This is a genomic window from Streptococcus mitis, assembly GCF_000722705.1.
GTDB lineage: Bacteria > Bacillota > Bacilli > Lactobacillales > Streptococcaceae > Streptococcus > Streptococcus mitis_P.
This window is the reverse complement of record NZ_JPFW01000003.1, coordinates 1-23739: the sequence shown is the minus strand read 5'-3', so window position 1 is coordinate 23739 and position 23739 is coordinate 1. Positions and strand designations below refer to the sequence as shown.

Annotated in this window: 25 protein-coding genes and 2 pseudogenes; 1 reads left to right on the top strand and 26 read right to left on the bottom strand. The window is 40.0% G+C overall.

From position 1 onward, the window contains the following. Positions 1–24 precede the first annotated feature (24 nt). From gap to nagA, 26 genes and pseudogenes are all read right to left on the bottom strand, one after another. On the bottom strand, positions 25–1035 hold the full coding sequence (gap, locus tag SK642_RS00995; RefSeq protein ID WP_000260687.1) for a type I glyceraldehyde-3-phosphate dehydrogenase: 1011 nt from the start codon (positions 1033–1035) through the stop codon (positions 25–27). Between the two features lie 179 nt (positions 1036–1214). Continuing rightward, positions 1215–2516 (bottom strand): ABC transporter permease, encoded by a 1302-nt coding sequence (locus tag SK642_RS00990; protein WP_200872269.1) that lies wholly within the window; start codon positions 2514–2516, stop codon positions 1215–1217. Beyond that, positions 2485–3168, bottom strand: a complete 684-nt coding sequence (locus SK642_RS00985) for an ABC transporter ATP-binding protein (protein ID WP_033682995.1) — start codon at positions 3166–3168, stop codon at positions 2485–2487. The genes SK642_RS00990 and SK642_RS00985 overlap by 32 nt, the downstream gene beginning before the upstream one ends. 199 nt (positions 3169–3367) lie before the next feature. Continuing rightward, positions 3368–4288, bottom strand: coding sequence for a helix-turn-helix domain-containing protein (locus SK642_RS00980; RefSeq protein WP_033682994.1), 921 nt, complete (start codon positions 4286–4288; stop codon positions 3368–3370). 122 nt (positions 4289–4410) lie between these two features. Beyond that, complete coding sequence (adhE, locus tag SK642_RS00975; RefSeq protein WP_000763955.1) at positions 4411–7062, bottom strand: bifunctional acetaldehyde-CoA/alcohol dehydrogenase; 2652 nt, start codon at positions 7060–7062, stop codon at positions 4411–4413. Positions 7063–7360: 298 nt separating this feature from the next. Next, positions 7361–7771 (bottom strand): MORN repeat-containing protein, encoded by a 411-nt coding sequence (locus SK642_RS00970; RefSeq protein WP_033682993.1) that lies wholly within the window; start codon positions 7769–7771, stop codon positions 7361–7363. Beyond that, positions 7758–8201: a low molecular weight protein-tyrosine-phosphatase gene (locus SK642_RS00965; RefSeq protein WP_033682992.1), complete on the bottom strand. Its 444-nt coding sequence runs from the start codon at positions 8199–8201 to the stop codon at positions 7758–7760. Before SK642_RS00965 ends, SK642_RS00970 begins: the two co-directional genes overlap by 14 nt. A gap of 46 nt (positions 8202–8247) precedes the next feature. Next, positions 8248–8547, bottom strand: coding sequence for a preprotein translocase subunit YajC (gene yajC, locus SK642_RS00960; protein WP_020901078.1), 300 nt, complete (start codon positions 8545–8547; stop codon positions 8248–8250). Positions 8548–8663: 116 nt separating this feature from the next. Continuing rightward, positions 8664–10640, bottom strand: a complete 1977-nt coding sequence (tkt, locus tag SK642_RS00955; RefSeq protein ID WP_033682991.1) for a transketolase — start codon at positions 10638–10640, stop codon at positions 8664–8666. Between the two features lie 116 nt (positions 10641–10756). Continuing rightward, positions 10757–11380: pseudogene (locus tag SK642_RS00950) on the bottom strand (HI_0552 family protein). 50 nt (positions 11381–11430) lie between these two features. Beyond that, positions 11431–12420 carry an RNA-binding cell elongation regulator Jag/EloR gene (gene jag / locus SK642_RS00945; protein WP_033682990.1) on the bottom strand — a complete coding sequence of 330 codons (990 nt, stop codon included), beginning with the start codon at positions 12418–12420 and terminating at the stop codon, positions 11431–11433. Positions 12421–12437: 17 nt separating this feature from the next. Continuing rightward, positions 12438–13262 (bottom strand): membrane protein insertase YidC, encoded by an 825-nt coding sequence (locus tag SK642_RS00940; RefSeq protein WP_200872268.1) that lies wholly within the window; start codon positions 13260–13262, stop codon positions 12438–12440. After that, a complete protein-coding gene (gene rnpA / locus SK642_RS00935) occupies positions 13237–13608 on the bottom strand; it encodes a ribonuclease P protein component (protein WP_033682987.1) in 372 nt (123 codons plus the stop codon). Before rnpA ends, SK642_RS00940 begins: the two co-directional genes overlap by 26 nt. A gap of 149 nt (positions 13609–13757) precedes the next feature. Further along, complete coding sequence (locus SK642_RS00930; protein WP_033682985.1) at positions 13758–14948, bottom strand: acetate kinase; 1191 nt, start codon at positions 14946–14948, stop codon at positions 13758–13760. A gap of 49 nt (positions 14949–14997) precedes the next feature. After that, entirely contained in the window at positions 14998–15951 is a 954-nt protein-coding gene (locus tag SK642_RS00925) for a class I SAM-dependent methyltransferase (protein WP_033682984.1), read from the bottom strand. 60 nt (positions 15952–16011) lie between these two features. Beyond that, the gene (locus SK642_RS00920; RefSeq protein WP_033682983.1) at positions 16012–16599 is read right to left on the bottom strand and encodes a class I SAM-dependent methyltransferase; all 588 of its coding nucleotides are present in this window, start codon (positions 16597–16599) and stop codon (positions 16012–16014) included. A 32-nt stretch (positions 16600–16631) separates the two neighbouring features. Continuing rightward, complete coding sequence (gene comGG, locus SK642_RS00915) at positions 16632–17045, bottom strand: competence type IV pilus minor pilin ComGG (protein WP_033682982.1); 414 nt, start codon at positions 17043–17045, stop codon at positions 16632–16634. Then, positions 17023–17484, bottom strand: a complete 462-nt coding sequence (gene comGF, locus SK642_RS00910) for a competence type IV pilus minor pilin ComGF (protein ID WP_033682981.1) — start codon at positions 17482–17484, stop codon at positions 17023–17025. Before comGF ends, comGG begins: the two co-directional genes overlap by 23 nt. Next, entirely contained in the window at positions 17447–17749 is a 303-nt protein-coding gene (comGE, locus tag SK642_RS00905) for a competence type IV pilus minor pilin ComGE (protein ID WP_265182541.1), read from the bottom strand. Before comGE ends, comGF begins: the two co-directional genes overlap by 38 nt. Beyond that, positions 17712–18116 carry a competence type IV pilus minor pilin ComGD gene (gene comGD / locus SK642_RS00900; RefSeq protein ID WP_033682979.1) on the bottom strand — a complete coding sequence of 135 codons (405 nt, stop codon included), beginning with the start codon at positions 18114–18116 and terminating at the stop codon, positions 17712–17714. The genes comGE and comGD overlap by 38 nt, the downstream gene beginning before the upstream one ends. Continuing rightward, a complete protein-coding gene (gene comGC / locus SK642_RS00895; RefSeq protein ID WP_033682978.1) occupies positions 18109–18435 on the bottom strand; it encodes a comG operon protein ComGC in 327 nt (108 codons plus the stop codon). Before comGC ends, comGD begins: the two co-directional genes overlap by 8 nt. A 1-nt stretch (position 18436) precedes the next feature. Beyond that, positions 18437–19453 (bottom strand): competence type IV pilus assembly protein ComGB, encoded by a 1017-nt coding sequence (comGB, locus tag SK642_RS00890; protein ID WP_080708886.1) that lies wholly within the window; start codon positions 19451–19453, stop codon positions 18437–18439. Continuing rightward, the gene (gene comGA, locus SK642_RS00885; RefSeq protein ID WP_033682976.1) at positions 19401–20342 is read right to left on the bottom strand and encodes a competence type IV pilus ATPase ComGA; all 942 of its coding nucleotides are present in this window, start codon (positions 20340–20342) and stop codon (positions 19401–19403) included. The genes comGB and comGA overlap by 53 nt, the downstream gene beginning before the upstream one ends. Before the next feature lie 75 nt (positions 20343–20417). Then, complete coding sequence (locus tag SK642_RS00880; protein ID WP_033682975.1) at positions 20418–20783, bottom strand: DUF1033 family protein; 366 nt, start codon at positions 20781–20783, stop codon at positions 20418–20420. Positions 20784–20934: 151 nt separating this feature from the next. Then, positions 20935–21993 (bottom strand): zinc-dependent alcohol dehydrogenase family protein, encoded by a 1059-nt coding sequence (locus tag SK642_RS00875; protein ID WP_033682974.1) that lies wholly within the window; start codon positions 21991–21993, stop codon positions 20935–20937. A gap of 162 nt (positions 21994–22155) precedes the next feature. Beyond that, positions 22156–23307: an N-acetylglucosamine-6-phosphate deacetylase gene (gene nagA, locus SK642_RS00870; RefSeq protein ID WP_001134550.1), complete on the bottom strand. Its 1152-nt coding sequence runs from the start codon at positions 23305–23307 to the stop codon at positions 22156–22158. Between the two features lie 235 nt (positions 23308–23542). Here nagA and SK642_RS10690 point away from each other — a divergent pair. Beyond that, positions 23543–23739 (top strand): annotated as a pseudogene (locus tag SK642_RS10690) (IS1182 family transposase); the annotation flags it as partial.

The following is a 23739-nucleotide window of genomic DNA, read 5'->3' as shown; positions in this document are numbered from 1 at the left end:
CCTTGCTTTTTATCGACTCAAGAATTATTTAGCGATTTTTGCGAAGTATTCAAGAGTACGAACAAGTTGTGCGGTGTATGACATTTCGTTGTCGTACCATGATACAACTTTAACCAATTGTTTACCGTCAACGTCAAGAACTTTAGTTTGAGTTGCGTCAAACAATGAACCGTAAGACATACCTACGATATCTGAAGATACGATTGGATCTTCTGTGTAACCGTATGATTCGTTTGAAGCTGCTTTCATAGCTGCGTTTACTTCATCAACAGTAACGTTCTTTTCAAGAACTGCTACCAATTCAGTAACTGATCCAGTTGGAGTTGGAACGCGTTGTGCAGATCCGTCAAGTTTACCGTTCAATTCTGGGATTACAAGACCGATAGCTTTTGCAGCACCAGTTGAGTTAGGAACGATGTTTGCAGCACCAGCGCGAGCACGGCGAAGGTCACCACCACGGTGTGGTCCGTCAAGGATCATTTGGTCACCAGTGTAAGCGTGGATAGTAGTCATCAATCCTTCAACAACACCAAAGTTGTCTTGAAGAGCTTTAGCCATTGGAGCCAAGCAGTTTGTAGTACATGAAGCACCTGAGATAACTGTTTCAGTACCGTCAAGAACGTCGTGGTTAGTGTTGAATACAACTGTTTTAACGTCGTTTCCACCAGGAGCAGTGATAACAACTTTTTTAGCTCCACCAGCGTGCAAGTGTTTTTCAGCAGCTGCTTTCTTAGCAAAGAAACCAGTAGCTTCAAGAACGATTTCTACACCGTCGTTAGCCCAGTCGATTTGTTCTGGATCACGTTCAGCAGAAACTTTGATGAATTTACCGTTAACTTCGAATCCACCTTCTCTAACTTCAACAGTACCGTCGAAACGACCTTGAGTTGTGTCGTATTTCAACAAGTGTGCAAGCATAACTGGATCTGTAAGGTCGTTGATACGAGTAACTTCAACACCTTCTACGTTTTGGATACGACGGAAAGCAAGACGACCGATACGTCCGAAACCGTTAATACCAACTTTAACTACCATTAGTGATTTCCTCCTTATGAAAATCATGAAATTTTTATTGTGAAAAGAGTAACTTGAATCACTACAAATCACCTTTCAACAAACCTATTATATAACTATTTAAGTTTAATTGCAAGTACGGGCATTGTTTTTCTATGTTTGTTTCTTTTTGGGAGACGATAACCTAGTAACACACTTGACTATTCATAGCGTAACGATTCTACAGGATCCATTTTACTAATTTTACGCGCTGGGAAGTAAGCTGATACATAACCAAGCAAAAGAGCGAAAGCTAGAGTTCCTAAAATAGATAGAGGATTTAATTCAAAAACCTTCGTGATGGATGGGTAAAAGTGATTTACAATCGCATTCGCCAAACTTCCCACCCCTTGTGCAACCAAAAATGCCAGCAGCAAGGCGATCCCTACAATCCAGATAGCCTCGTAAATAAAAATCCCTTTGACATCACGATTTTGATAACCAACTGCCTTCATGACACCTATTTCCTTAGAACGTTGCATAATATTGATGTAAATGATAATACCAATCATGACCGCTGCTACCACAATAGCCTGTGATGAAAGTACAATCAACAATCCCTGAATGACACGAATAAAAGTAATCACAATATCAAGAACCTTCTGTTGAGAAAGAACAGTATACTTCTTGTTTTTCTGCAATTCTTCTGTTATCGCTTTTGTTTGTGATGGATCTTTAAGTTCCAAGATAAAATAAGATACAGCTTTTGTAAATCCAGCCTCTTTCAAAATCGTTTCCATTTGATGAGACGGCATGAAACTGTTGCTGTCCTCCATGTCATCTTCATCATTGATTACACGTACAATCTTCGTTTGAAATTGAGCAGTCTTACTAGCTTCAGCAGCATTTTCTACAATGCTTGCTGAGACTGATTTGCCAATAACATCATTAGCTGTCAGATTGTTTCCTGTCTGTTCATTCCAATTTTTTAGTAAGCTGATTGGAATCGTTAAGCCCTGTTCATTTGTATCAGTATAGAGGGATCCAGCTACCACTTTGTCCTTTTCATTACTACTAACAGAAATACTTGTATCCTCATAGAGACTCACTACTTGAGCATAAGAAGGCATCGTTTGACTCAGATCCATTTCTTGCCCATCTATAGTAATATTTGACATGGTCATCCCAAAAGGACTCTCCAAATATTTAATAGCTTCTTTCCCAACTGTATCCGTGATATAGTTCTTATCGTCTTGGTTCAAAAAGCCTCGTCCAACATTTTTTGTGTTTAAAGCAATCTGAACTTGAGAAGGAATTTGACCTCCATTCGTATTTTCATCAATCATCGAAATCAAAGCATTTCCCAAGCCGAAAGAAATTAAGACTCCTACAAAACCGATTGAGGTTGCTAGCGCAATCAATAAGTTACGCCACTTTCTTTCCATAAAGTTATTTAAAGAAAGTTTGAATTTATTTTTCAATGATAATCCTTTATTTTTTGACTTCTTCAACGACTTCACCATCCTTCATTTTGATAATCACATCTGCATATTCAGCAACTTCTGGATTATGGGTTACAATCAATACTGTTTTTCCTGTTTGGGCTAAATTTTTAAATACTTCCAATACCATTTCTTGAGATTGAGAATCAAGCGAACCCGTTGGCTCATCTGCTACAATCATATCAGGCTGATTTACCAAGGCACGCGCGATTGCTACGCGTTGCTTTTGCCCGCCAGAAAGCTGTTTAACATTTTTAGCCATAAAAGGTTCCATCCCTAAGCTACTTAATTGCTCCTTTGCAATCATTGTCATCTCCCTGTCAGATAAATCTTTGACATAGAGAGGTAGCTTGACATTGTCCAAGACAGACTGATGAGGAATGAGGTTAAAGTTTTGAAACACAAATCCAATGTTGTTTTTACGAAATTGAGTTAGTTCAATCTCTGATAAGTCACGGAGGGATTCTCCTTTAAATTCTAAAACTCCTTCGTATTGTCTATCCAGACCACTGATGATGTTTAGTAAACTGGTTTTGCCACAGCCTGACGGCCCGTAAATCGCTGTAATTTTACCTTTTTCAATCTGCAGGTTTATATTCTTTAAAGCCTGCTCTTGATGTTTACCGTCCAAGGCGTAAAACTTTGAAATACTTTTAATGGATAAAATGGACATTCTTTCCCCCTTGTTTAAAGCTGTTATCATCATACATCGTACTGATAGAAAATTCTTCAAGTTGATTGACCCTATAGGCCTACTACTTAGAATTTTCTCTCTATTGCCTAGTTTGCTTCTGGATGTATATCAAGTAAAATTCATTGTAACAAAAAAGCGGCATTCCCTCAATGACAGAAATGTCACCCCTATATATAATTTAACGATATCTTTCTACATCTTCGCTCCATTCCTTATCTAAACTAACGATTAACTGCTCATTGCCAAACATCCTCGCCATCATTTTTGCTTCTTCATACTTTTGTTTGGCTGTATCATAATCCATCTGAATATAATATTTCCACTCCACCATCAAGACAATCGGTTGTTTTTGAAAATCTCGTGTTTTTTGCCCTATTTTATTTAAGGTCTCGACTGCCCTCTTAAAATAATGAAGCAACCCCATAATCTCTATACAAGTTAAAGAAGCTAACAAGGAGTCTCTAAGTAAGTCCAAACAATCGAACTCTATCTTATCAACCTGAGAACTTAATTTGTCATGAAAATAAAGAATAGTTTCATGCTCAGACTTTTTTATCTCACCCTCGTTTAAACCATCCATTAACTGACAAAGAAAATACAGTCTCAATTTCAACAATTCCTCAGCCCTATATACATCTCTGGATAGTAAGTCTTGAAGACTGTCCTCAATCACACTGCTTCCATATAAGGAATTACTAGTCATTCTCACTGCATCTATTGCTTGAAGACAATCCACTATCATCTTCTCATCACGTGGCAAATCATCATAAAAATTCTCAAAAATCTCATCGAAATATTCTTCCTTTTGTTCCTGCAACTCCTTGTCTCCGTAGTCAGGGTGATGTAAAAGAAAGTACTTTAATTCTTGGTAACGCTTGGGTAATTCCTTATAGTCTGGCATCAAGACGTAGGATGGAATTTCTAATCTATCTGCAATATATTCTAGTGTTTTTATCGTAGGACGAAACTCTCCCTTTTCAATGCGCACCAACTGACGAACGGACAACTCTGACTCATCCCCACAAAAAACTGGACGACTAAGACCTTTCTCCTCTCTTAAAAGTCGCACTTTATCCCCTAACTCATTTATCTTGTTCATTTGCCCCTCGCATGATTATAAAAGATTTGATTTTCAAACAAATATATGCGATTATTATACCATTTTTCAAATAGAATTACAAAAAAGAGACAGGATAACTCCTGCCTCTAGGCTGATAACAATTATTTACGACGTCCTGGTCTTTCTTTGTAACCATAGTAAGAATCTTCGATGATTTCTTGCATATGGTCAACCATTGGAAGGCGTGGGTTAGCTGGTGAACATTGGTCTTCGTAAGCAAGGAAGGCCAATTCACGAGAATGTTCTTTCCATTCTTTTTCATCGATTCCTTGTGCTTTGAAGTTCATTTGGATACCTACGCGCTCACCAAGTTCGTAGACAGCTTTTGCGTAAGATTCCACACCTTCTTCTGGAGTAGAAGCTGGAAGTCCAAGCATGCGTGCGATATCTTGGTATTTTTCATCTGCACGGTAGTAGTTGTACTTAGGCCATGTTGCTGTCTTAGCTGGACGTGTACCGTTGTAGCGGATGACGTATGGAAGCAAGATTGCATTTGTACGACCGTGGATTGTGTGGAATTGCGCACCAATCTTATGAGCCATTGAGTGAGAAATACCTAGGAAGGCATTGGCAAAGGCCATACCAGCGATTGTTGAAGCGTTATGCATTTTCTCACGTGAATGGAAGTCTGCGTTCTTAACTGAGCTTTCAAGGTTTTCAAATACAAGTTTGATGGCTTGAAGTGCAAGACCGTCAGTGTAGTCGCTAGCCATTTGTGATACGTAAGCTTCAGTCGCGTGGGTCAATACGTCCATACCAGTATCAGCAGCAACAAATCCAGGAACTGTCAATACCAAGGCAGGGTCTACGATTGCCACAGTTGGTGTCAATGAGTAGTCAGCGATTGGGTATTTACGGTTGTTTGCTTTATCAGAGATAACGGCAAATGGTGTTACTTCAGATCCTGTACCAGATGTAGTTGGGATTGCGATGAATTTAGTCTTCTTACCAAGCAATGGGAATTTGAAGGCACGTTTACGGATATCCATGAATTTTTGAACAAGGTCACGGAAGTCCACTTCTGGTTGTTCGTAGAAGAGCCACATTACTTTAGCAGCATCCATTGGAGATCCACCACCGAGAGCGATGATTGTATCTGGTTTGAAAGCACGCATGATTTCAGTACCACGGTTTACAGTTGTGATATCTGGATCTGGTTCTACATCAGCAAAGATTTGGTAAACCACCTTATTGCGACGAAGGTCAAGTTGTTCGATGATACGATCAAGGAAGCCAAGCTCTACCATGGCATGGTCAGTAACGATCATGACACGTTCAACGTCACGACATTTTTGAAGGTATTGAATTGAATCACGTTCAAAGTATGTTTTTGAAGGAAGTTTCATCCATTGCATGTTATTTCTCCGTCTTCCGACTTTTTTGATATTCAAGAGGTTAATGGCACTAACGTTATCCCCAACTGAGTTGCGTCCGTAAGAACCACATCCGAGTGTCAATGATGGCAAGAAGGCATTGTAAACGTCCCCGATACCACCGAAAGTAGAAGGTGAGTTACAGATAACACGAATAGCTTTAACAGCTTTACCAAATTCTTTAGTCAATTCTTCGTCAGCTGTGTGGATAGCTGCTGAGTGTCCAAGACCGTTAAATTCAACCATTTGACGAGCCTTAGTAATACCATCTTCACGGCTTTCAGATTTCAAAACTGCGATAACTGGTGACAATTTTTCACGAGTCAATGGCTCATTTTCACCAACTTCTTTACATTCAGCAGCAAGAATGTTTGTTCCTTCTGGAACTGTAAATCCTGCTTGTTCTGCAATCCAAGTTGCTGGTTTACCAACGATGTCAGCATTCAATTTCGCACCAGCACAGTTTTTGCTGTTTGCTTTCACGCCGAAGCAGAACTCTTCAAGAAGTGCTTTCTCTTTTTTGTTTACAAAGTAAGTGTGATAAGATTTGAACTCTGCTACAAATTCATCGTAAATTTCTTTATCAATGATAACCGCTTGTTCAGATGCACAAACCATACCATTATCAAATGATTTAGACATAACGATATCGTGTGCAGCTTGACGGATATTTGCTGATTTTTCAACATAAGCTGGAACGTTTCCAGCACCTACTCCAAGAGCTGGTTTACCACATGAGTAAGCCGCCTTAACCATGGCGTTACCACCAGTTGCAAGGATTGTTGCAATGCCTTCGTGGTTCATCAATGCACTAGTTGCTTCCATAGATGGTTCAGTAATCCATTGCACACAGTTTTCAGGAGCACCAGCTGCGATAGCTGCATCGCGGACGATACGTGCTGCATGAGCAGATGATTCTTGTGCTGATGGGTGGAAGGCAAAAACGATTGGATTACGTGTCTTCAATGAAATCAATGATTTGAAGATTGCTGTTGATGTTGGGTTTGTTGTAGGAGTAATACCGCAAACAACACCGACCGGTTCAGCGATGAGAGTCAATCCTGTCACATCGTCTTCTTCGATAACACCAACTGTCTTAGTGTGGCGCATATTGTTTACTACGTGTTCACAAGCAAACAAGTTTTTAGTTGCTTTATCTTCGAATACACCACGTCCCGTTTCTTCAAAGGCATGTAAAGCCAATTCTCCGTGGGCATCCAAAGCTGCCACTGACGCTTTGGCTACGATGTAGTCAACCTGTTCTTGGTCGAGTTTACGCATTTCTTCAAGAGCAACTAAAGCTTTTTGCACCAAACCATCGACATGCTTTTCAGCAGCGAGTTTCTTTTCCTCTGGGGTCACAGTTTTTTTATCAGCCATATTTTCCTCCATAGCTTTCAAGGATCAAATCCTTTGTTAATTTTTTCACAAGTTTATTATAACGCATTATTTATGTTTTGTAAACAGTTTCATAAACATTTCACAAAGAATTTTTGGTTATTTGTGAAATGTTTCTCATTATCTTTACTTATCAAGTCTTTTCTTCATAGTTTGTGAAATTTATTTCAAATATTTTTTTATTTCACAAACTTGGTTGTAAGATGAGGTGGAAAGGAAAGGATTTACAGGTAAGCGCTTACTTTGGAGTTCTAACAATACCTCCTTTGATAAGGAGGCTTTATTTTTGTTGAAAAACGCCTTGTTTAAAAGTCCCTTCATAAACGACTTCTTGTTCTGTTGTTAGTTTTCCTTTTCCTTCAGCCTGACCATTTACAAAATCACCTTCGTAGGTCCAGCCTTCTTTAGATTGAAAGGTACCTTTTCCGTTGAAGGCTCCGTTGTTGAAACCACCTGTATATTGGTCTCCATTTTGGAAGGTAATGGTGCCTTGGCCATTCATTTTACCACGGACAAGACTGCCGTCATAAACAATCGTTCCATTATTGAGTTTTAAGACACCTTTTCCAGGAATATTTAGAAAAAAGACAAGTACAGCACAGAAAACAATGGCAACTACTGCTAAAAGCTCTAAACGTGGACGAGTCAGATAGACACGATACTTGTCGTAAAAATTCTTAAGATTTTCCACCTTCACTCTCCTTTTCTAAACGTTCTAACCAAGCTTGACACCCCTCTTGAACACGCTGATAGGTCTCCTCAAAATTCCCTGTATACCAAGGATCTGGGACACTTTCAGATGCGAATGAGTAAATCTTATCTTGCAATCCTCCTGGACACATCTGACGTAGGTCAGAAACATTTGAAGCGTCCATTCCGATAATATAATCAAAGTCTTCAAAATCTTCCTTACTAATCTGAAGCGATGTCTTGTTCTTGTCATAAGGAATCTCATACTCTTGAAAAATTCCCCGAGTGCCCTTATGAATCGGATTGCCATGTTCCCAAGAGGAAGTCGCTCGACTTTGGATTTCGTAGTTATCTGTCATTGATTTCATAACAAACTCGGCCATAGGGCTACGGCAAATATTTCCCAAACAGACAAAGACTAGTTTTTTCATCCCATTTCCTTTCTTTTATAGAAAAACGGGAGTTAGTGATCCCGTCTTATTTTTCAATTGCACCTTCGAGTGAAGCAGTTTCTTTCAGCGGTAATACGGTCTTGATAGCGGCTAGTTCAAAAGTCAAGTAAACTCCATCTACATCAAGAACAATTGTTTTCTTCTCCGTATCTACTTCATCGACCGTTCCATAAAGTCCACCGATTGTAATAACTTCATAACCTTTTTGTAGTTTATTCAAGCTTTCCATACGTTTTTGCGCTTGTTTCTTTTGAGAGCGTTGCGTAAAGAACATCAAGCCCAACATAGCCACAAGAATGATTAAAAATGTATATTGTGATTCCATTATATTCTCCTTTGTCTTTCACATAGGACTACTATATCAAATTTCAGCTACTTTTACAAGATTGTACCTTGCTTTTCTAGTAAGAAAAACCAGAGCTTGCGCTCTGATTCTTAGGATTATTTCAAGTTTTGAACAACTTTTACAAGGTTTTCTACAGTAAAGCCATATTCTGCCAATACTTTTGGTGCTGGGGCAGAGGCTCCGAAGGTATCAATACCAAGAACGGCACCATCAAGACCAACGTATTTGTACCAGTTTTGAGTTGCACCCATTTCGACTGCAACACGACGGCGAACTGCATTTGGAAGGATTTCTTCCTTGTAAGCTGCATCTTGTTTATCAAAGACATCTGTAGATGGCATGCTGACTACGCGAACTTTTTCGCCTTGACTAGCCAATTCTTTGGCAGCTGAGACAGCAAGATTGACCTCTGAACCTGTCGCAATCAAGATCGTATCAAAATCTGCTGCATTTTCATAGACAACATAGGCACCTTTAGCAACCTTGTCGAAGTCTGTTCCCTCTTCGACAGTCAAGTTTTGACGTGTCAAGACAAGGGCAGTTGGTGTTTTCTCACTTGTCACTGCAAGGTACCAAGCTGCTTGCGTTTCACGCGCATCTGCTGGGCGGAAAACATTTAGATTTGGCATGGCACGAAGACCTGCCAAGTGCTCAACGGGTTCGTGCGTTGGGCCATCTTCCCCAACTGCAATAGAATCGTGGGTAAAGACATAAGTCACAGGAAGTCCTTGCAAGGCTGACAAGCGGACAGCTGCCTTCACATAGTCAGAGAAGACGAAGAAAGTTCCACCGTATACACGAAGTCCACCGTGAAGGGCCATCCCGTTCAAGATCGTTCCCATTGCGAATTCACGAACACCAAACTGAATATTACGGTTCAAGCGATTAGCATCGTCTTGAAGTCCGTCAGTCTTGATATAAGTCATGTTTGAGTGAGCTAGGTCAGCTGATCCGCCCAAGAAAGTTGGCAACTTAGTAGCTACAACGTTCAAGGCATCTTGGCTCGAGTTACGAGTTGCTTGAGAGAAGCCATTTTCTAAGGCTGGGAAGTCTGCTGGAGTCACTTCAACTGGATCACGTCCGTCAATGATAGCTTCTACTTCTGCAGCCAATTCTGGATGCGCTTCTTTATAGTCAGCAACTAATTTTGTCCAAGCTTGATAAGCTGATACGCCACGGTCTGCAACATTTTCTTTAAAATCAGCATAAACTTGCTCTGGGATTTCAAATGGTTCATAGTCCCAACCAAGCGCTTGGCGAGTTGCTGCAGTTTCATCTGCTCCAAGAGGGGCACCGTGTACAGCATTAGTTCCCTGTTTGTTTGGAGAACCGTATCCAATCACGGTCTTCACTTCAATCAAAGATGGTTTGCCTGAAGCTTTAGCTGCTTCGATAGCAGCATGGATTGCTTCCAAGTCTGTTCCATCTTCAACCAAGGCTGTATGCCAACCATAAGCATTGTAACGGTCACGAACACTTTCTGTAAAGGAATCCTTTGTCTCACCATCCAAGTTGATGTCATTTGAATCATAAAGGACAACCAACTTGTCTAGTTTTTGCAAGCCTGCGTATGAAGCTGCCTCGCTTGAGACACCTTCCATCAAGTCTCCGTCTCCACAGATAACGTATGTATAGTGATCAAAGATATTGTAGCCTTCGCGGTTATATTTAGCTGCCAAGAAACGTTCTGCTTGGGCAAAACCAGTAGCAGTTGAAATACCTTGACCTAGAGGACCTGTCGTAGCATCAATCCCTGCTGTATGACCAAATTCTGGGTGACCAGGTGTTTTTGAACCCCATTGACGGAAGCTCTTGATCTCATCCATACTGACATCTTCAAAACCAGAAAGGTGAAGAAGGGCATAAAGGAGCATTGAACCATGACCAGCTGACAGAATAAAGCGGTCGCGGTTGATCCAGTTTGGTTGTGCTGGATTAATACGAAGTTGTTTTGTAAAGAGACTGTAAGCCATCGGAGCTGCTCCCATAACCACACCTGGGTGACCTGAGTTGGCTTTGTTGATAGCGTCAATACCTAGAAAACGAATTGCATTAACAGATAGATTTGACATAGAATTTCCTTTCTATTTGAGGTGATTATTGAATCACACATTCTATTTTACTATTATATGAAAAAATACATAGAATAGCAATTAAACAATTCGACGCTAGATAAGTCATCTATTTTCTACCCTCTAGTCGCTTGATAATAAGGAAGTAAGCGCTTATAAGCTTCATCTAATTTTTCTAAAATCACTTCTAATGATTGATTTTCTATAAAAGAAACATCTGCTTTAACTAACACTTTACGGACTTCCTGATTGGATAGTTTATTTCTTAAAATTTGACGGTTCTCCTCAGTAGCCTCCCACCGTTGACTTTAACCATCACAGTAGGATAGATAATAAATCCCTTCTACCACTGGAACTTCTAGGACCTTGGCCTGCTTGCCTAGAGTTTGCACATCCTTCTTACGCTCGATGAAACTGACCTCTAAGGAAATACCAAAATCAGAAGACTCTCCATACAAACGTAAGGCCATCATAGGTTCTGTCACTTGTCCGTCTCTCTGTAAATAAACCCAAAAATGTGGTCGCAAACGCTGTGCCTGATTCATCCACTGGCTAGTCTGTTGGAGTTGCCATTCTGGATGACTTGCTTGAAAGGTTTTGGCCAATTCTGTGAAAGCCTTTCGGGTCTCTTGACCTTTATGACGCAATTCCAGCATCTTCTCTCGCTCTTCTCCCGCTTTATCAGGATTACGGTACTGGAAACCAGCAAAATCTAAATAGTCTCTTATCTTATTCAACATCCGTTCAACCTCCTCTAGCTAGCAAAAAATCAGGATAAACCTGATTTTACTTATTCTGTATCTACAACGACATAGCGATTTGGCTCGTCACCTTCAGAGTAACTAGTCACACCATCCATACGTGAAATAATACGATGGATAATCTTGCGTTCGCTATTCGACATTGGATCTGTCTGATGACTTCGCCCTTCTTCTAAAACACGGGTCGCCAATTTTTGAGCATAGGTCTGCAAGACTTCTGCACGGTGTTCAACATAATCATTGACATTAATAGTAATGTAGAAGGTTCTTGAATAGCGGTTATATAGATAATTTTGAGCCAATAACTGCAAGGCCTTCAAAACTTTACCATGATAACCGATAATACGCCCTGGCTCATTTGTATCAATTTGTAAATTGATGCTACGACGGTTATAGTCATTTGAAATCGTCGCCTCAACGTCCATATCATCAATAATCGTTTGAACATACGTCGTTACTTCCGTAGCTACTTGTTCAATTTCAAAGCTCGCTTCAACCTTTAAACCCAAATCTTCTAATTCTTGACTTTCAGTTTCTTCAGCTTGAGTCTCAACAATAGGAGTTTCTATTTCTTCTCCTAGGTCAGCTTCTTCAAGCTGTAATTCACTTAAAATATCAATATGCCCTGTTTCCTCTAAGATGGTGCTAGCATGTTTATCATTTTTCAAGATTTCAGCCTTAACTTCATCAGAAACTCCTTGGCCTTCTTCTTCAATCTTTTTAATTGCTTCTACAACATGACCCAAATCAACGGTTGCTTCACTGACTGTTTTAACTGGTTCATTTTGTTCATTAATTTCTTTAGGAACACCCTTTACAGCTTGTTGATTTGCTTTAATGACAGTTGTTTCACTAATAGCTTCAATGTCAACCTGGGCTGGTTTTTTACCAAATAAACCAAGAAATCCATTTTTTTCACGAGAAATGACTTTGATGTGAGCCTTCATTCTTGGAATATCTAACTCTTTCAATCCTTTCTGGATTGCTTCTTCAACAGTTGAACCTGTAAATACTACCATTACCAGATTCCTCCTTATTATTTCGTTTTCTGAGCCTTTTTCTTGGCTTTTCTTTTTCTATTTTCCAAATCTTTCTGTGCCTGTACTACGGCCTCGCGTTCTGCGATAATCTTGAATGGATTGTTCAAGAAATAAGTTTGCAAGACTTGATAGGCATTGGACACTGCCCAATAGAGAGCTACCCCGCTCGGAGCATAAACCCCAAAGACAAAGATCAAGACTGGAATCCCGTACATCATCGCAGTCGTAGCTCCATTACGCTCAGATAAGGCTTTATTGGACAACCAAGTACTTAAAAAGGTGAATACTGCTGCTAAAATCGGAAAAACAAGGGTTGTATCCACACCACCAAGGTTAATCCATAAGAAATGACCTGTCTTCAAAAAGTCAACTCTTGATAGAGCTTGGAACAGGGCCAAGATAAGCGGCATCTGAATCAAAATCGGCCAAAGAGAATCTGAATGTCTGACACCCAATTCTTTAAAGACTTTACGCATTTCCTGCTCTAGCTTGGTTCTGCTTTCCATATCTCGACCTGGATATTGTTCTCGAAGCGCCTTAATACGTGGTTGAGCTTCCTGCATTTTTCTGGACGCTACCATTTGCACTTGAAAGACTGGCAAGAGTACTGTACGAATCAAGACCGTAAAGAGAATAATCCCCACTCCGATACTGATATCAAACGATAAGAATCGAATGATTTCCGCAAAGAAGTAAACAAATTTACTCCAAAAATCAGCCGAATCGGCTGTAATATCACTAGTTGTCCCATTTGTTGCACAGGCTGTCATGATCAATAAAGACAGTCCTAGCAAACTAGTCAACTGTAGTTTCTTTTTCACTCCCATTTCCTTCCTGGTAAATCTTTGATAATTTTAATACGTGGAGTAGATTTTTCTCCATCTCTGCGTATTCCAAGGTTTCGACCCCTTTCCGAGCAATGACAACAAAGTCTACATTTTTTACCAGACTCCCTTTTGCATCCTGGATAATATGTCTGATTCGTCGCTTGATTTGATTTCTAGTAACCGCATTCCCCAGTTTTTTGCTAACTGATAGACCTACTCGAAAATGGTTTTTCTGGTTTTCTAATTGGTAGACCACAAATTTGCGATTAGCAAAACTTGTCCCCTCCTTGAAAATCGCCTTAAAATCTTTCTCTCTTTTTACACGAAAGTTTTTCTTCAAAACTCAACTCCATCTATTAAATTACTACTATTATACCATATTTTTCAAAAAAGCCAATCATAGCAAGGTTTTGAACAATTTCATCAGAAAAAGAAGCTGGAAAAATCACTTTTCCAACTCCTTGTACGGAATATTTTTTCTAGTTTTACTTATTTTTTCAAACGTTCAACGTCACGGGCAATGACTAATTCTTCATCTGTTGGAATAACCAAGACACGGATTTTAGCTGCCTCTGTTGAAATGTCTCCTGTCACACCGAAGACGTTCTTTTCTGGGTCAACATCACAGCCAAACCAAGAAATTCCTGAGATAACATCCTTACGTACATCGGTTGCATTTTCACCTACACCAGCTGTGAAGATAATAGCATCTGCTCCATTTAGGACTGCAAGGTACTGCCCAATATGTTTTTGGATACGGTCAATATAGATTTCATATGCTAAGGTAGCATCATGGTCTCCTGCTTTTTTAGCAGCAATCACATCACGCATATCACTAGACTTGCCTGAAACACCCATAAGTCCTGATTCACGATTGAGAATATGGCTAATAGCTTCTGGAGTATTAAAGTCCTCTGTATATTGCATTAAATAAGGAATGATAGCTGGGTCAATATCCCCTGTACGAGTTCCCATCATCACACCGCCAAGTGGAGTGAATCCCATTGAAGTATCCACAGATTGACCACCCTTAACAGCTGTAATAGAAGCACCATTACCGATATGGCAAGTAATCAATTTCAAGTCTTCTAATGGACGTCCCAAGAGTTTTGCTGCTTCTCCTGCTACAAACTGATGGCTTGTACCGTGAGCACCGTATTTACGAACCTTGTTTTCTGTGTAATATTTTGTTGGTAACGGATAGCGATAAGCTTTCTCTGGCATACTTGTGTGGAATGAAGTATCAAAAACAACTACACTGGTAATGTCTGGTAATAATTCCTTGAAGGCACGAACACCTGCTGCATTGGCTGGATTGTGGAGAGGAGCCAACAAACTCAACTCTTCAATTTTTTCTAAAACATCTCCCTCAACAACTGTTGATTCCTTGAAATATTCTCCACCTGCAACAACACGGTGACCAACACCAGTAATCTCATCATAAACCTTGATAATATCGAAACGAATCAAGTCATCCAATAAAATTTTAACAGCTTGTGTGTGATTTTCGATATCTAAAATTTGTTGTTCAGAACGACCATCAAATTTAACAGTTGAAATCGAATCTTTCAAACCGATACGTTCAATCAAGCCTTTGGCTAATACTTTTTCCTCTGGCATTAAGTATAATTGCCATTTTAAACTTGAGCTTCCTGCATTGATTGCAATTGTTTTTGTCATAATAAGACTCCTCTTTTAAGCGTTTTCATCTATTATAACAAAATCTATTTTATATTTCAGTACCTTGAGTCCATTTTTGAAAATTTTCTTTAAATTTCATTAGAACACTTGCGTCTTGCAAGCTAGCAAGTGGATAAACAAAGGGTTCTACTGTTATGTCAGTTTTCTTTTGTAAGATAAAAATCGTCTTAGATTGTTTAGCACTAGCAAAGAGATTTTCAGGTAGACTAATCATGGCAACCAGACTTGCCTCCTCTTTCAACCATCCTTTCAACAAATCACTTTGAGGACTGGTCAACAAATCACTCGGAGCTAGAAAAATCGCATATCCATCTGACTTGAGGTACTTAAGCCCTTGTTCCATGAGCAAGTGATGGGCGTAGGTATGTTCTTGACTAGAAGCAACTTGATGGCGCGCCGCAACGGCATCATCAGGATAATAGCCAACAGGCAAGTCGCTGATGACCACATCGCTTTCTTTGAGCATTTGTGGACGAACGGCATCTCCTTGGACAAAGCCAGCCTGCAAACCAATCACATCTGCCATGCTAGCTGCCACATCAATCAGCAAATCATCTACTTCCATTCCCAAGTAATCCACTTTTTTATCAAGCGAAGTCAAGAAAGTAGCGCCCAGAATTCCCATCCCAGAACCCATTTCGAGGATAGTGATCCCCTCCTCTTTAAACAACTTTTCCACAATAAACACCAAAAGTAAAGCAATAGCATCTGGTGTAAACTGGTGATTGGCCTGTAGGGGCTCTGTCTGTCCAGCTTTCATCAAGAGAAACTGGTAGGTCTTGAGCCATTCTTCTTTGCGAAGTGCTAAGCGTTTAAGAGCCTGATTGTTCTCTTTGACCTGATTTAGCTCAGTTCCACCATCCAGATAGATGCTGTTTTGCTCCACCAAGGCGTCATAAAAGTTGGTCGCCAAATCACTTTGGATGACTTGGACATTCTCTAGTAAATACGTATAAGCTTGTTCAATTTTTTCAAAATCCATATTCCTATCTTATCAAATTTCCCTTCTTTTTTCCATCCTTATAGAAAAATCACTCCCTGACTAGGCGAGTGATTTTTGAGCTACTGTTAAAAAGAGTTCTGAGTAATTTCCTTGAAACAAGTCTTCAGCACTATAGAGAATCTGACTATGCACAGATGAAAAACCATGCTCCATTAGCTTGTTTTCCAATGCAGACAATTCAAAGCCGTGATGGTTGGCCTCCGTCTTGGTAAAATCAGCAATAAGGAGTTGTCCATCTTCCTTCAAATATTGATGAAACAGTGAGAGGGCTGTATCCAAATCAGACATATGATGAAGAACCCGACTAACAACAATGAGATCAAACTCTTGCTTCAAGGGATTTTGCAATAAATCTTGTTCCAAAAACTGGATATTCTTGATTGCTTGCTGTTCCGCTTTCAAACGAGCTTGCTCCAGCATTTTCTCAGAAATGTCTACAAGAGTGACAGACTTAGCCTGCTTGGCTAGGGGCAAGGCTAATAGACCCGTCCCTCCACCAAAATCTAGAATTTCTTTGTCTGATAGAAGATCAAGCTGTTTGTCGATAGCTTGATAAACCAAGTTTGCTAGGAAGATATTTTTAGGTGAATCAAAAGTTTCTGCTTTGTGGTTAAAATCATGTTTCATGCTTTTAGTTTAGCACAAAGTATCTTGATTGGCTAGGAATTATCTTTCTTTTCAGGCTTCTCTTCTGATTTTTTCTTCTCCGCTTTTTCGCTTGAATCAGTCGTTGCCTCTTTCTTTTCATCTGTTTTCTCTTCTCTGATTTTGACTGAAGGAAATAGGAACTCATATTGACTCTTAGGCGTACGAACCCTTGTCACCCAGCCTGTTTTCTTGTTTTGATAGCTTACCTGACCTAGATTAAAGATCTGCTCCCCACTTTCTTGCTCGGCTTTATCCTTGGTTCGTTTAGCCATGGCAAAAGCGATTAACTTTTCTTTATTTAAAGCATAGTCTTGATAGTGGGCGACTTGTCGGTTCAAGTAAAATTGTAACAAAAGGCTAAAAATGGCTGCCATGGTGACTGCATAGAGGAGAACACCTGCCTTAACTTTTTTCTTTTTCCACACGATAGATGAACTCCCTTTCTAAGCCTTTTTGGAACTGGAAACGAAAGCGAATCAGTTGATTTTCCTCTGTAATCTGTGCGAATTTGAGGCCATAAACCATAGGCTGATAACCTCGCCCACTGGCATCGGTTTTCCGAAAATCATCTGATTTAGACTTACCTAGAGAAATATCCTTGCCATCCTGCTTCATATAGAGACGATTACCTTCCACTTTTTCGAACTGCGAACGGTCTAATTCTGCCTCCAGTTGATCCACAAACAAGAGCCACTCTTTTTGCTCACTTTGTTGCTGGTAGTGAACTTCTGAAATGAGGAGCTGACTCATGGCTTGAAAGAGGAGTAAGCTTCCACTGATGACAATAAGGGCAATCAGGGATTCCAACAAGGTAAAAGCCTTGACCTTATGGCTCTTTGATAGCCAACAACTGTTCTGAACCATGGTAGACCTCCAATCCCTTTTCACTAGAAAACACCTGAATCTCAACTCCGTTGATGTTTACCTGATTTTGACCTGTCTGCAGGACCATCTTAGCTACACGCAAAACTTCTTCCTTTTGCAAGATTCTTGCTTCTTCTTGTCTATTTTTCTGAATTTGTCCCAAAAGAAGGATCGCAATGCTGGCAAAAATAGCTAAAGCGACTACTGCTTCCAGTAAAATCACTGCCCTAATTTTTTGTTTCCTTAATACGTTTAATTTTTCCATTTCCTAGATATAATTGATAACGAATCGCTCCTTTACTGGTCTGAAATTCAACCTTAGCCAGGGACGAATTGCCCCCAGCTCGGTCAAATGTAATACTTTGTCCTGATGGTGCCTGAATTCCTTTAGGAACTGTCAACTTTTGGCTGCCATTACTGATCGTCTGCCCATCTAAGTTTAGACTAGTCTTTTGCTGACTGGCTATACTGCGTTTTTGGGTTTCCCGATAGAGTTCTTCAAACTCCATAAAGAAAATCTGCTCCTCTACCGCCGCAAAAGTGGACTGTACAGAGCCTGACAAGCCCAAGGCAAGGATACTCACAAGTCCCAAAACCAAGAGACTTTCCAACATGGTAAAGGCCTTAATCATTGACTTTACGATTCGCTCCTCCATTTTTATCATGGTATTCTTTATAAGCTTTAGCCTGTTCTTCTGTGATGCGTCCATCTGCTTGTAGCTTGCTTAGGCTAGCATCTTCATTTTTTTCCAAACTATAAAGCTCTGCCTGGCTTTCCACCACCTTGACAACAGCAGCTTTTCCTTTGTCATTGACCGCCTCTTTTTGCTTGGTCAAATTAGGTACAAAGAGCAAGAGAAGCACGCTGATGATTAAAAGGACCACCAACATCTCTACCAGTGTGAAAGCTTTAACCTTAGCTTTTTTCAAGAATGTCATCATTTTTTTCATTTTAAAAATTTACCTCCATATTTTGATACATAGGCATGAGCATTGCCGCATAAAGTAAAACGATAATCAGAGCCACAAAAATAAAGACCAGTGGCTGCACCAGATTCATGGTACGATTGACTCTGGTAAAAAAAGATTCCCAAGTTTTTTCAGCATAGATTTCCAACTCACTCCCCAGCTTAGACTTGACTTCCCCATACTCGATGATGAGACTCAACTCCTTTTTAAAGAAAGGATAGGTTCCTATCGTCTGAGAAAATTCCCGACCATTTTGCAGAGCTCGAGCTAGATCTTGACCGATTTCTTTAAAGAGCTGAGAGCCTTGTTCCTGCATGATCTGAAAAATCTGCGTCAGCTCCATCCCCTGCGAAATCATATTCCCCCATTCACGCGCGTAATAGGCTGTCAAATAGGTCTGAACAAAGATTCCAAGAAAAGGAATGCGTGCTAAGATAGAAAAGATGCGCATCTTAGAACTTCTTTTATAAAAAGTGAGTGCTAAAAGGACACCTACTGAGACAAACCCTACCATTCCTAGAAAAATTTGTGGCAGATTACCGATAATTTGGGTGGCAATATTGCTACTATCCAGTTGGGGTAATAGATAGTTCCGTAGCCCCAGCATAATTAAGAAAAGAAAACCCAGCAAAATCAAGGGATAGGTCGCTACTTCAATTAATTTTTTCTTGACCTTAGCTAGATTGTCTAGATACTCTTCTATCTTTCCCAAACTCAGGTGGAGATTTCCATGGACTTCCGCTAGGGATAACTGAGTGACAATGGCACTTGAAAAGCCCAAACTTTCCATCATTTCTGAGAATGATTTCCCCTGAGACAAACCTGTACGCATCTGGGTCACGCACTGCTTGTCCAACAAGGCACTCCTATCTAAAAAGGAGATAGTCTCCACCAGATGAAAACCGCTGGAAAAGAGATTGTTAAACAAGGTGATGATATTTTTTTGCTTAGCTGTAGCTAATTTTTTCCGTTTCAGCCTGAAGACTTGTGATATGTCCATCTTTAAGAAGCTGGTCAATCTGCGCATTCCAGCTAGTCGACTGGTGTTCTTGATAGTCTTTGTTTGCAAAGTCAACGATTCCTCCTCCCCCGATTAATCTCTGGTAGCAGACTCCTTGCAGAACGACCGCTAATTCCTCCTCACTCACACCCAACTCCAACAGGCGTTCATAAACACCTCGGATACTCTTGGCATGAATGGTTGAAAAGACTGTCGCACCTGTCAAACTGGCTCTGACCACTGCACGCGCCGTCTCGCTGTCCCGAATTTCTCCGATAATCAAGAGGTCTGGCCGATGACGCAAAGAAAGTTTGATTAGATTTTCATAGGTTAGCCCAATCGCCTCATTCAACTGCAATTGGAGCATGTCGTCCTGCTTGATCTCAACTGGATCCTCAATAGACATGACTTGCTGTCCTTTAAAGAGGGACTTGGCCAATTCATGCATCAGGGTCGTCTTACCACTGCCGACTGGACCAGCAAAAAGATAGAGTCCTCGTTGCCTGTACTGCTTGCCCAGTTCTTCAATATCCTGAAACCAAAAATGCAATTCCTGCTCCTCATCGTGCAACAAGCGAATAACTAAACTCTCATGCCCCCGATAATCGCCTACGGTAGATAAACGTAGGGACACCATCTTCTGGTCATATTCATAATCACAGGAACCAAGCTGACTACGTCGCTTTTCTCCCACATTCATACCCGCCACAAACTTAAAGTGACTGATGACGGCCGCAAACTTTTCAAAATCATAACAACCAATTTTACAACGCTCGTCTCCTATCCTCATATGAAGCTCATAGGCGTCTAACTTAGGGACAAAATAAATGTCTTGCGCCCCTTTTTTCCGAGCCGAACGAACGATTTCTTGTGCAATTTCTTGAACCATACTTACCTCCTCACCTATACTATTCGCAAAGATTTGGAAAAAATAAAAAAGCAACTCCAAAAAAGTTACTTTTCTCTATCTTAATTTCATACGGCAAGAACGGTGTCTTTCCTGACCTGTTTGTTTTTCATAGCCTGGACGTAATTTTTCGTCTGGGATAACCTGCTCATCCTGCAAAAGAGCCAAAGAATGGTATTGTTGTAAATACTCGTCACATTCATCACACCAGCGTTGGTCTTCTGGATCCCAAAAAATGGTCATCAAGTCGCTTCTGCTTTTATAAAGAGGGGATTCTTGTTCCAATCTAAACCAACAAGTTTTGTAGTATTTGAGAGCATCATAATACTGGTCAAATCTCTTACTTGCTACAATATCTTCTTCCCAACCTTCTAAGAACCACCAGGGTTCAAAATCTCCGTACATTTCTATAACACGATACATATTCATTCAATTCCTTTGTATCGTATATTATAACTAATTCCATTAAACAAGAAAAGAAATATGCTCATTTCTTAATTTTTCGATAAAAAATCCAGCCATCTGATGGATGACTGAATTTCTATTTACTTATATGATAAAAACTTTTTGTTTCTTAAGCTTCTGAGATATCGTTTTCGATAATGACTTTGATTGCATGGTGGTCTGCTGCCTTACTGAAGACTTCATAGGCTTTTTCAATTTCACTTAGTTTGAAATAATGAGTTACCAATTTTTCTGGTTCAATCTTATGAGTTTCAAGAGCTTTCAACAACTGAGGTGTTGTATTTGTAGATACTAAACCTGTAGTGATATTGATATTGCGGATCCAAAGTCTATCTAACTCAAACTCAACTGGTTTACCGTGTACACCACAGTTAGCTACTGTTCCGTCTACACCGATAATCTTTTGACAGAAATCAAAGGTTGCAGGAATACCAACAGCTTCGATCGCAACATCTACACCACGGCCATCTGTCAAATCATAAATTTCTTTAATGGCTTTTTCAGGGTCTGAAGAATTAACCTTATGAGTTGCACCGAATGATAAAGCAGTTTCCAAGCGGTTATCATCTAGATCCACCATAATCAATTTAGCTGGTGAGAAGAATTGAGCTGTCAAAAGGGCTGCCAATCCAACTGGTCCTGAACCAATAATCGCAACGCTACAACCTGGTTCCACTTTCCCTTTTAAAACACCAATTTCATAGCCAGTTGGTAAAATATCTGACAACATAACAAGAGCTTCATCTGATAAAGATTCTGGTGTATGATATAGAGTATTGTCCGCATGAGGAACACGTAGGTACTCAGCCTGCGTACCATCAATCAAGTGACCAAAAATCCATCCTCCCTCATCCTCACAGTGAGCATAAATCCCTTTTTTACAGTGGTAACATTTACCACAGGCACAGACACAAGAAATCAAGACCTTGTCGCCTTTTTTGAAGTTCGAAACTCCTTCTCCAACTTCTTCAACAATCCCAATCCCTTCGTGACCAAGAATGGTACCACTTTGGCAAGCGGGAACATCCCCTTTGATAATATGGAGGTCTGTTCCACAAATAGTAGTTTTTACGATACGCACAATAGCGTCTGTTGGCTTGCGAATCACTGGTTTGTCTACATCAACAAAAGAAGCAAGTCCTGGTTTAACATAAGTATAGGCTTTCATAAAGCACTCCTCCGTTTTTTTATTTGTACTATTTATAATATAATTGTAAGCCTTTTTAATTGTTTGTTCAAGCTTTTTTGTGATATTTTTAACTTTTTTATTTACCAGTAAATTAATATAGATAAAAAAGCAGAAGCTAATCTCTAACTTCTGCCTTCTCTCTTATGCTTGATAACGCTTCACACCATCTAGATACGTAGCCACCAATTCCAAATCTTTATCTAGTACGATAAAGTCAGCGTCGTAGCCTTCACGGATTTGACCACAGACATCGTCAATATTAACAGATTTAGCTGGGTTAAGGCTGGCCATCATGACTGCTTCGTGTGGATTTGCAATACCCCACTCGACTACATTTCTCATACCATCTTTAAGCTTGAGGATAGAACCTGCCAAATTACCAGTAGATTTGAGACGTGCAGTTCCATTTGCTACTACAACAGGGAATTCTCCCAACATATAGTCACCGTCTTCAAGCCCACCAGCTGTCATACAGTCCGTAATAAGAGCGATGTTTTCTGTCCCCTTTTGCTTAAGTAAAATCTCACAAGCTTTTGGATCTACGTGGTAACCATCACAAATCAATTCTGCGTAAGTATGTGGGAGCTCATACATAGCTCCTACCATACCTAGTTCGCGGTGTGTTAAACCACGCATCCCATTATAGGCATGTACCCATACACTAGCTCCAGCATCAACTGCCTTCTTAGCTTGTTCAAATGTCGCATCTGAGTGTCCAAGTGCAACTGTCACACCTTCACCTGTAATAGTACGTACAAAATCTTCCACCCCATCACGTTCTGGTGCAATAGCGATTTTATTTAGCATCCCTTTTGCAGCATCCTGCCAAGAATGAAACTCCTCAACACCAGGGTCTCTCATATAAGTTGGATTTTGTGCCCCCTTAAAAGTTTCTGTGAAATATGGACCTTCATAATAAATCCCACGAATCTTAGCACCTGTTGCTTCTTTATAATGGTTTCCAAGATTTTCAGTGACTGCAAGCAATTGCTCATAAGTGGCTGTTAAAGTTGTGGGCAAGAAACTGGTAACACCGGTACTAAGAAGTCCTTCACTCATAGTATGCAATGTACCTTCAATGTTGTTGTCCATCACATCTACACCTGCATATCCATGAATATGAGTATCCACAAGACCTGGTGCAATGCTATAACCAGTATAGTCAAGAACCTCTGCTCCTTCAGGAATTTGATCCACATGTTTCCCAAATTTGCCATCAACAAGTTCTAAGTACCCACCGCGACGAATGCCAAATGGATAGAAAAACTGATCTGCTTTAACGTAATTAGGCATAATAATGACCTCCTTAAAAGATTACTTTTGATATTTATTATGTCAATTACATTATAAACTTTTCTGATTCATTTGTAAATGGTATAGACCTATTTTCTAGAGATATTTTAAAGAGACTGGGACAATAGTCTCTTTTCTCCAAAAAAAGCAACGGATTTGCCGTTGCTTTTTTGCATGGTTGCGATAGTCTTGGTAAAATAGAATTGCTTAATAAACCATTTAGAAAGGCTATCCCATGCATATTCACTATAACACAAATCAAACAACTTTACCACTAGAAATCAGTTCCTTCTTGCCACAAGACCATCTTGTCTTTACTATTGAAAAAGTGGTAAATACCTTGAAGGATAGTCACTTCCACGCCTTCTATCATGCCTTTGGTCGCCCGTCTTATCACCCTAAAATGCTTATATCTACTCTTCTATTTGCCTA

Coding starts and splice junctions, on each gene's coding strand:
- comGD (WP_033682979.1), bottom strand. CDS start 18,116: ATGATTAAGGCCTTTACCATGTTGGAAAGTCTCTTGGTTTTGGGACTT.
- comGF (WP_033682981.1), bottom strand. CDS start 17,484: ATGGTTCAGAACAGTTGTTGGCTATCAAAGAGCCATAAGGTCAAGGCT.
- jag (WP_033682990.1), bottom strand. CDS start 12,420: ATGGTAGTATTTACAGGTTCAACTGTTGAAGAAGCAATCCAGAAAGGA.
- SK642_RS00925 (WP_033682984.1), bottom strand. CDS start 15,951: ATGGATTTTGAAAAAATTGAACAAGCTTATACGTATTTACTAGAGAAT.
- gap (WP_000260687.1), bottom strand. CDS start 1,035: ATGGTAGTTAAAGTTGGTATTAACGGTTTCGGACGTATCGGTCGTCTT.
- SK642_RS00875 (WP_033682974.1), bottom strand. CDS start 21,993: ATGAAAGCCTATACTTATGTTAAACCAGGACTTGCTTCTTTTGTTGAT.
- comGC (WP_033682978.1), bottom strand. CDS start 18,435: ATGAAAAAAATGATGACATTCTTGAAAAAAGCTAAGGTTAAAGCTTTC.
- SK642_RS00880 (WP_033682975.1), bottom strand. CDS start 20,783: ATGTATCGTGTTATAGAAATGTACGGAGATTTTGAACCCTGGTGGTTC.
- comGE (WP_265182541.1), bottom strand. CDS start 17,749: ATGGAAAAATTAAACGTATTAAGGAAACAAAAAATTAGGGCAGTGATT.
- yajC (WP_020901078.1), bottom strand. CDS start 8,547: ATGGAATCACAATATACATTTTTAATCATTCTTGTGGCTATGTTGGGC.
- tkt (WP_033682991.1), bottom strand. CDS start 10,640: ATGTCAAATCTATCTGTTAATGCAATTCGTTTTCTAGGTATTGACGCT.
- comGA (WP_033682976.1), bottom strand. CDS start 20,342: ATGGTTCAAGAAATTGCACAAGAAATCGTTCGTTCGGCTCGGAAAAAA.
- SK642_RS00930 (WP_033682985.1), bottom strand. CDS start 14,948: ATGACAAAAACAATTGCAATCAATGCAGGAAGCTCAAGTTTAAAATGG.
- SK642_RS00920 (WP_033682983.1), bottom strand. CDS start 16,599: ATGAAACATGATTTTAACCACAAAGCAGAAACTTTTGATTCACCTAAA.
- SK642_RS00980 (WP_033682994.1), bottom strand. CDS start 4,288: ATGAACAAGATAAATGAGTTAGGGGATAAAGTGCGACTTTTAAGAGAG.
- SK642_RS00985 (WP_033682995.1), bottom strand. CDS start 3,168: ATGTCCATTTTATCCATTAAAAGTATTTCAAAGTTTTACGCCTTGGAC.
- SK642_RS00990 (WP_200872269.1), bottom strand. CDS start 2,516: ATGGTGAAGTCGTTGAAGAAGTCAAAAAATAAAGGATTATCATTGAAA.
- SK642_RS00965 (WP_033682992.1), bottom strand. CDS start 8,201: ATGAAAAAACTAGTCTTTGTCTGTTTGGGAAATATTTGCCGTAGCCCT.
- nagA (WP_001134550.1), bottom strand. CDS start 23,307: ATGCCTAATTACGTTAAAGCAGATCAGTTTTTCTATCCATTTGGCATT.
- adhE (WP_000763955.1), bottom strand. CDS start 7,062: ATGGCTGATAAAAAAACTGTGACCCCAGAGGAAAAGAAACTCGCTGCT.
- comGB (WP_080708886.1), bottom strand. CDS start 19,453: ATGGACATATCACAAGTCTTCAGGCTGAAACGGAAAAAATTAGCTACA.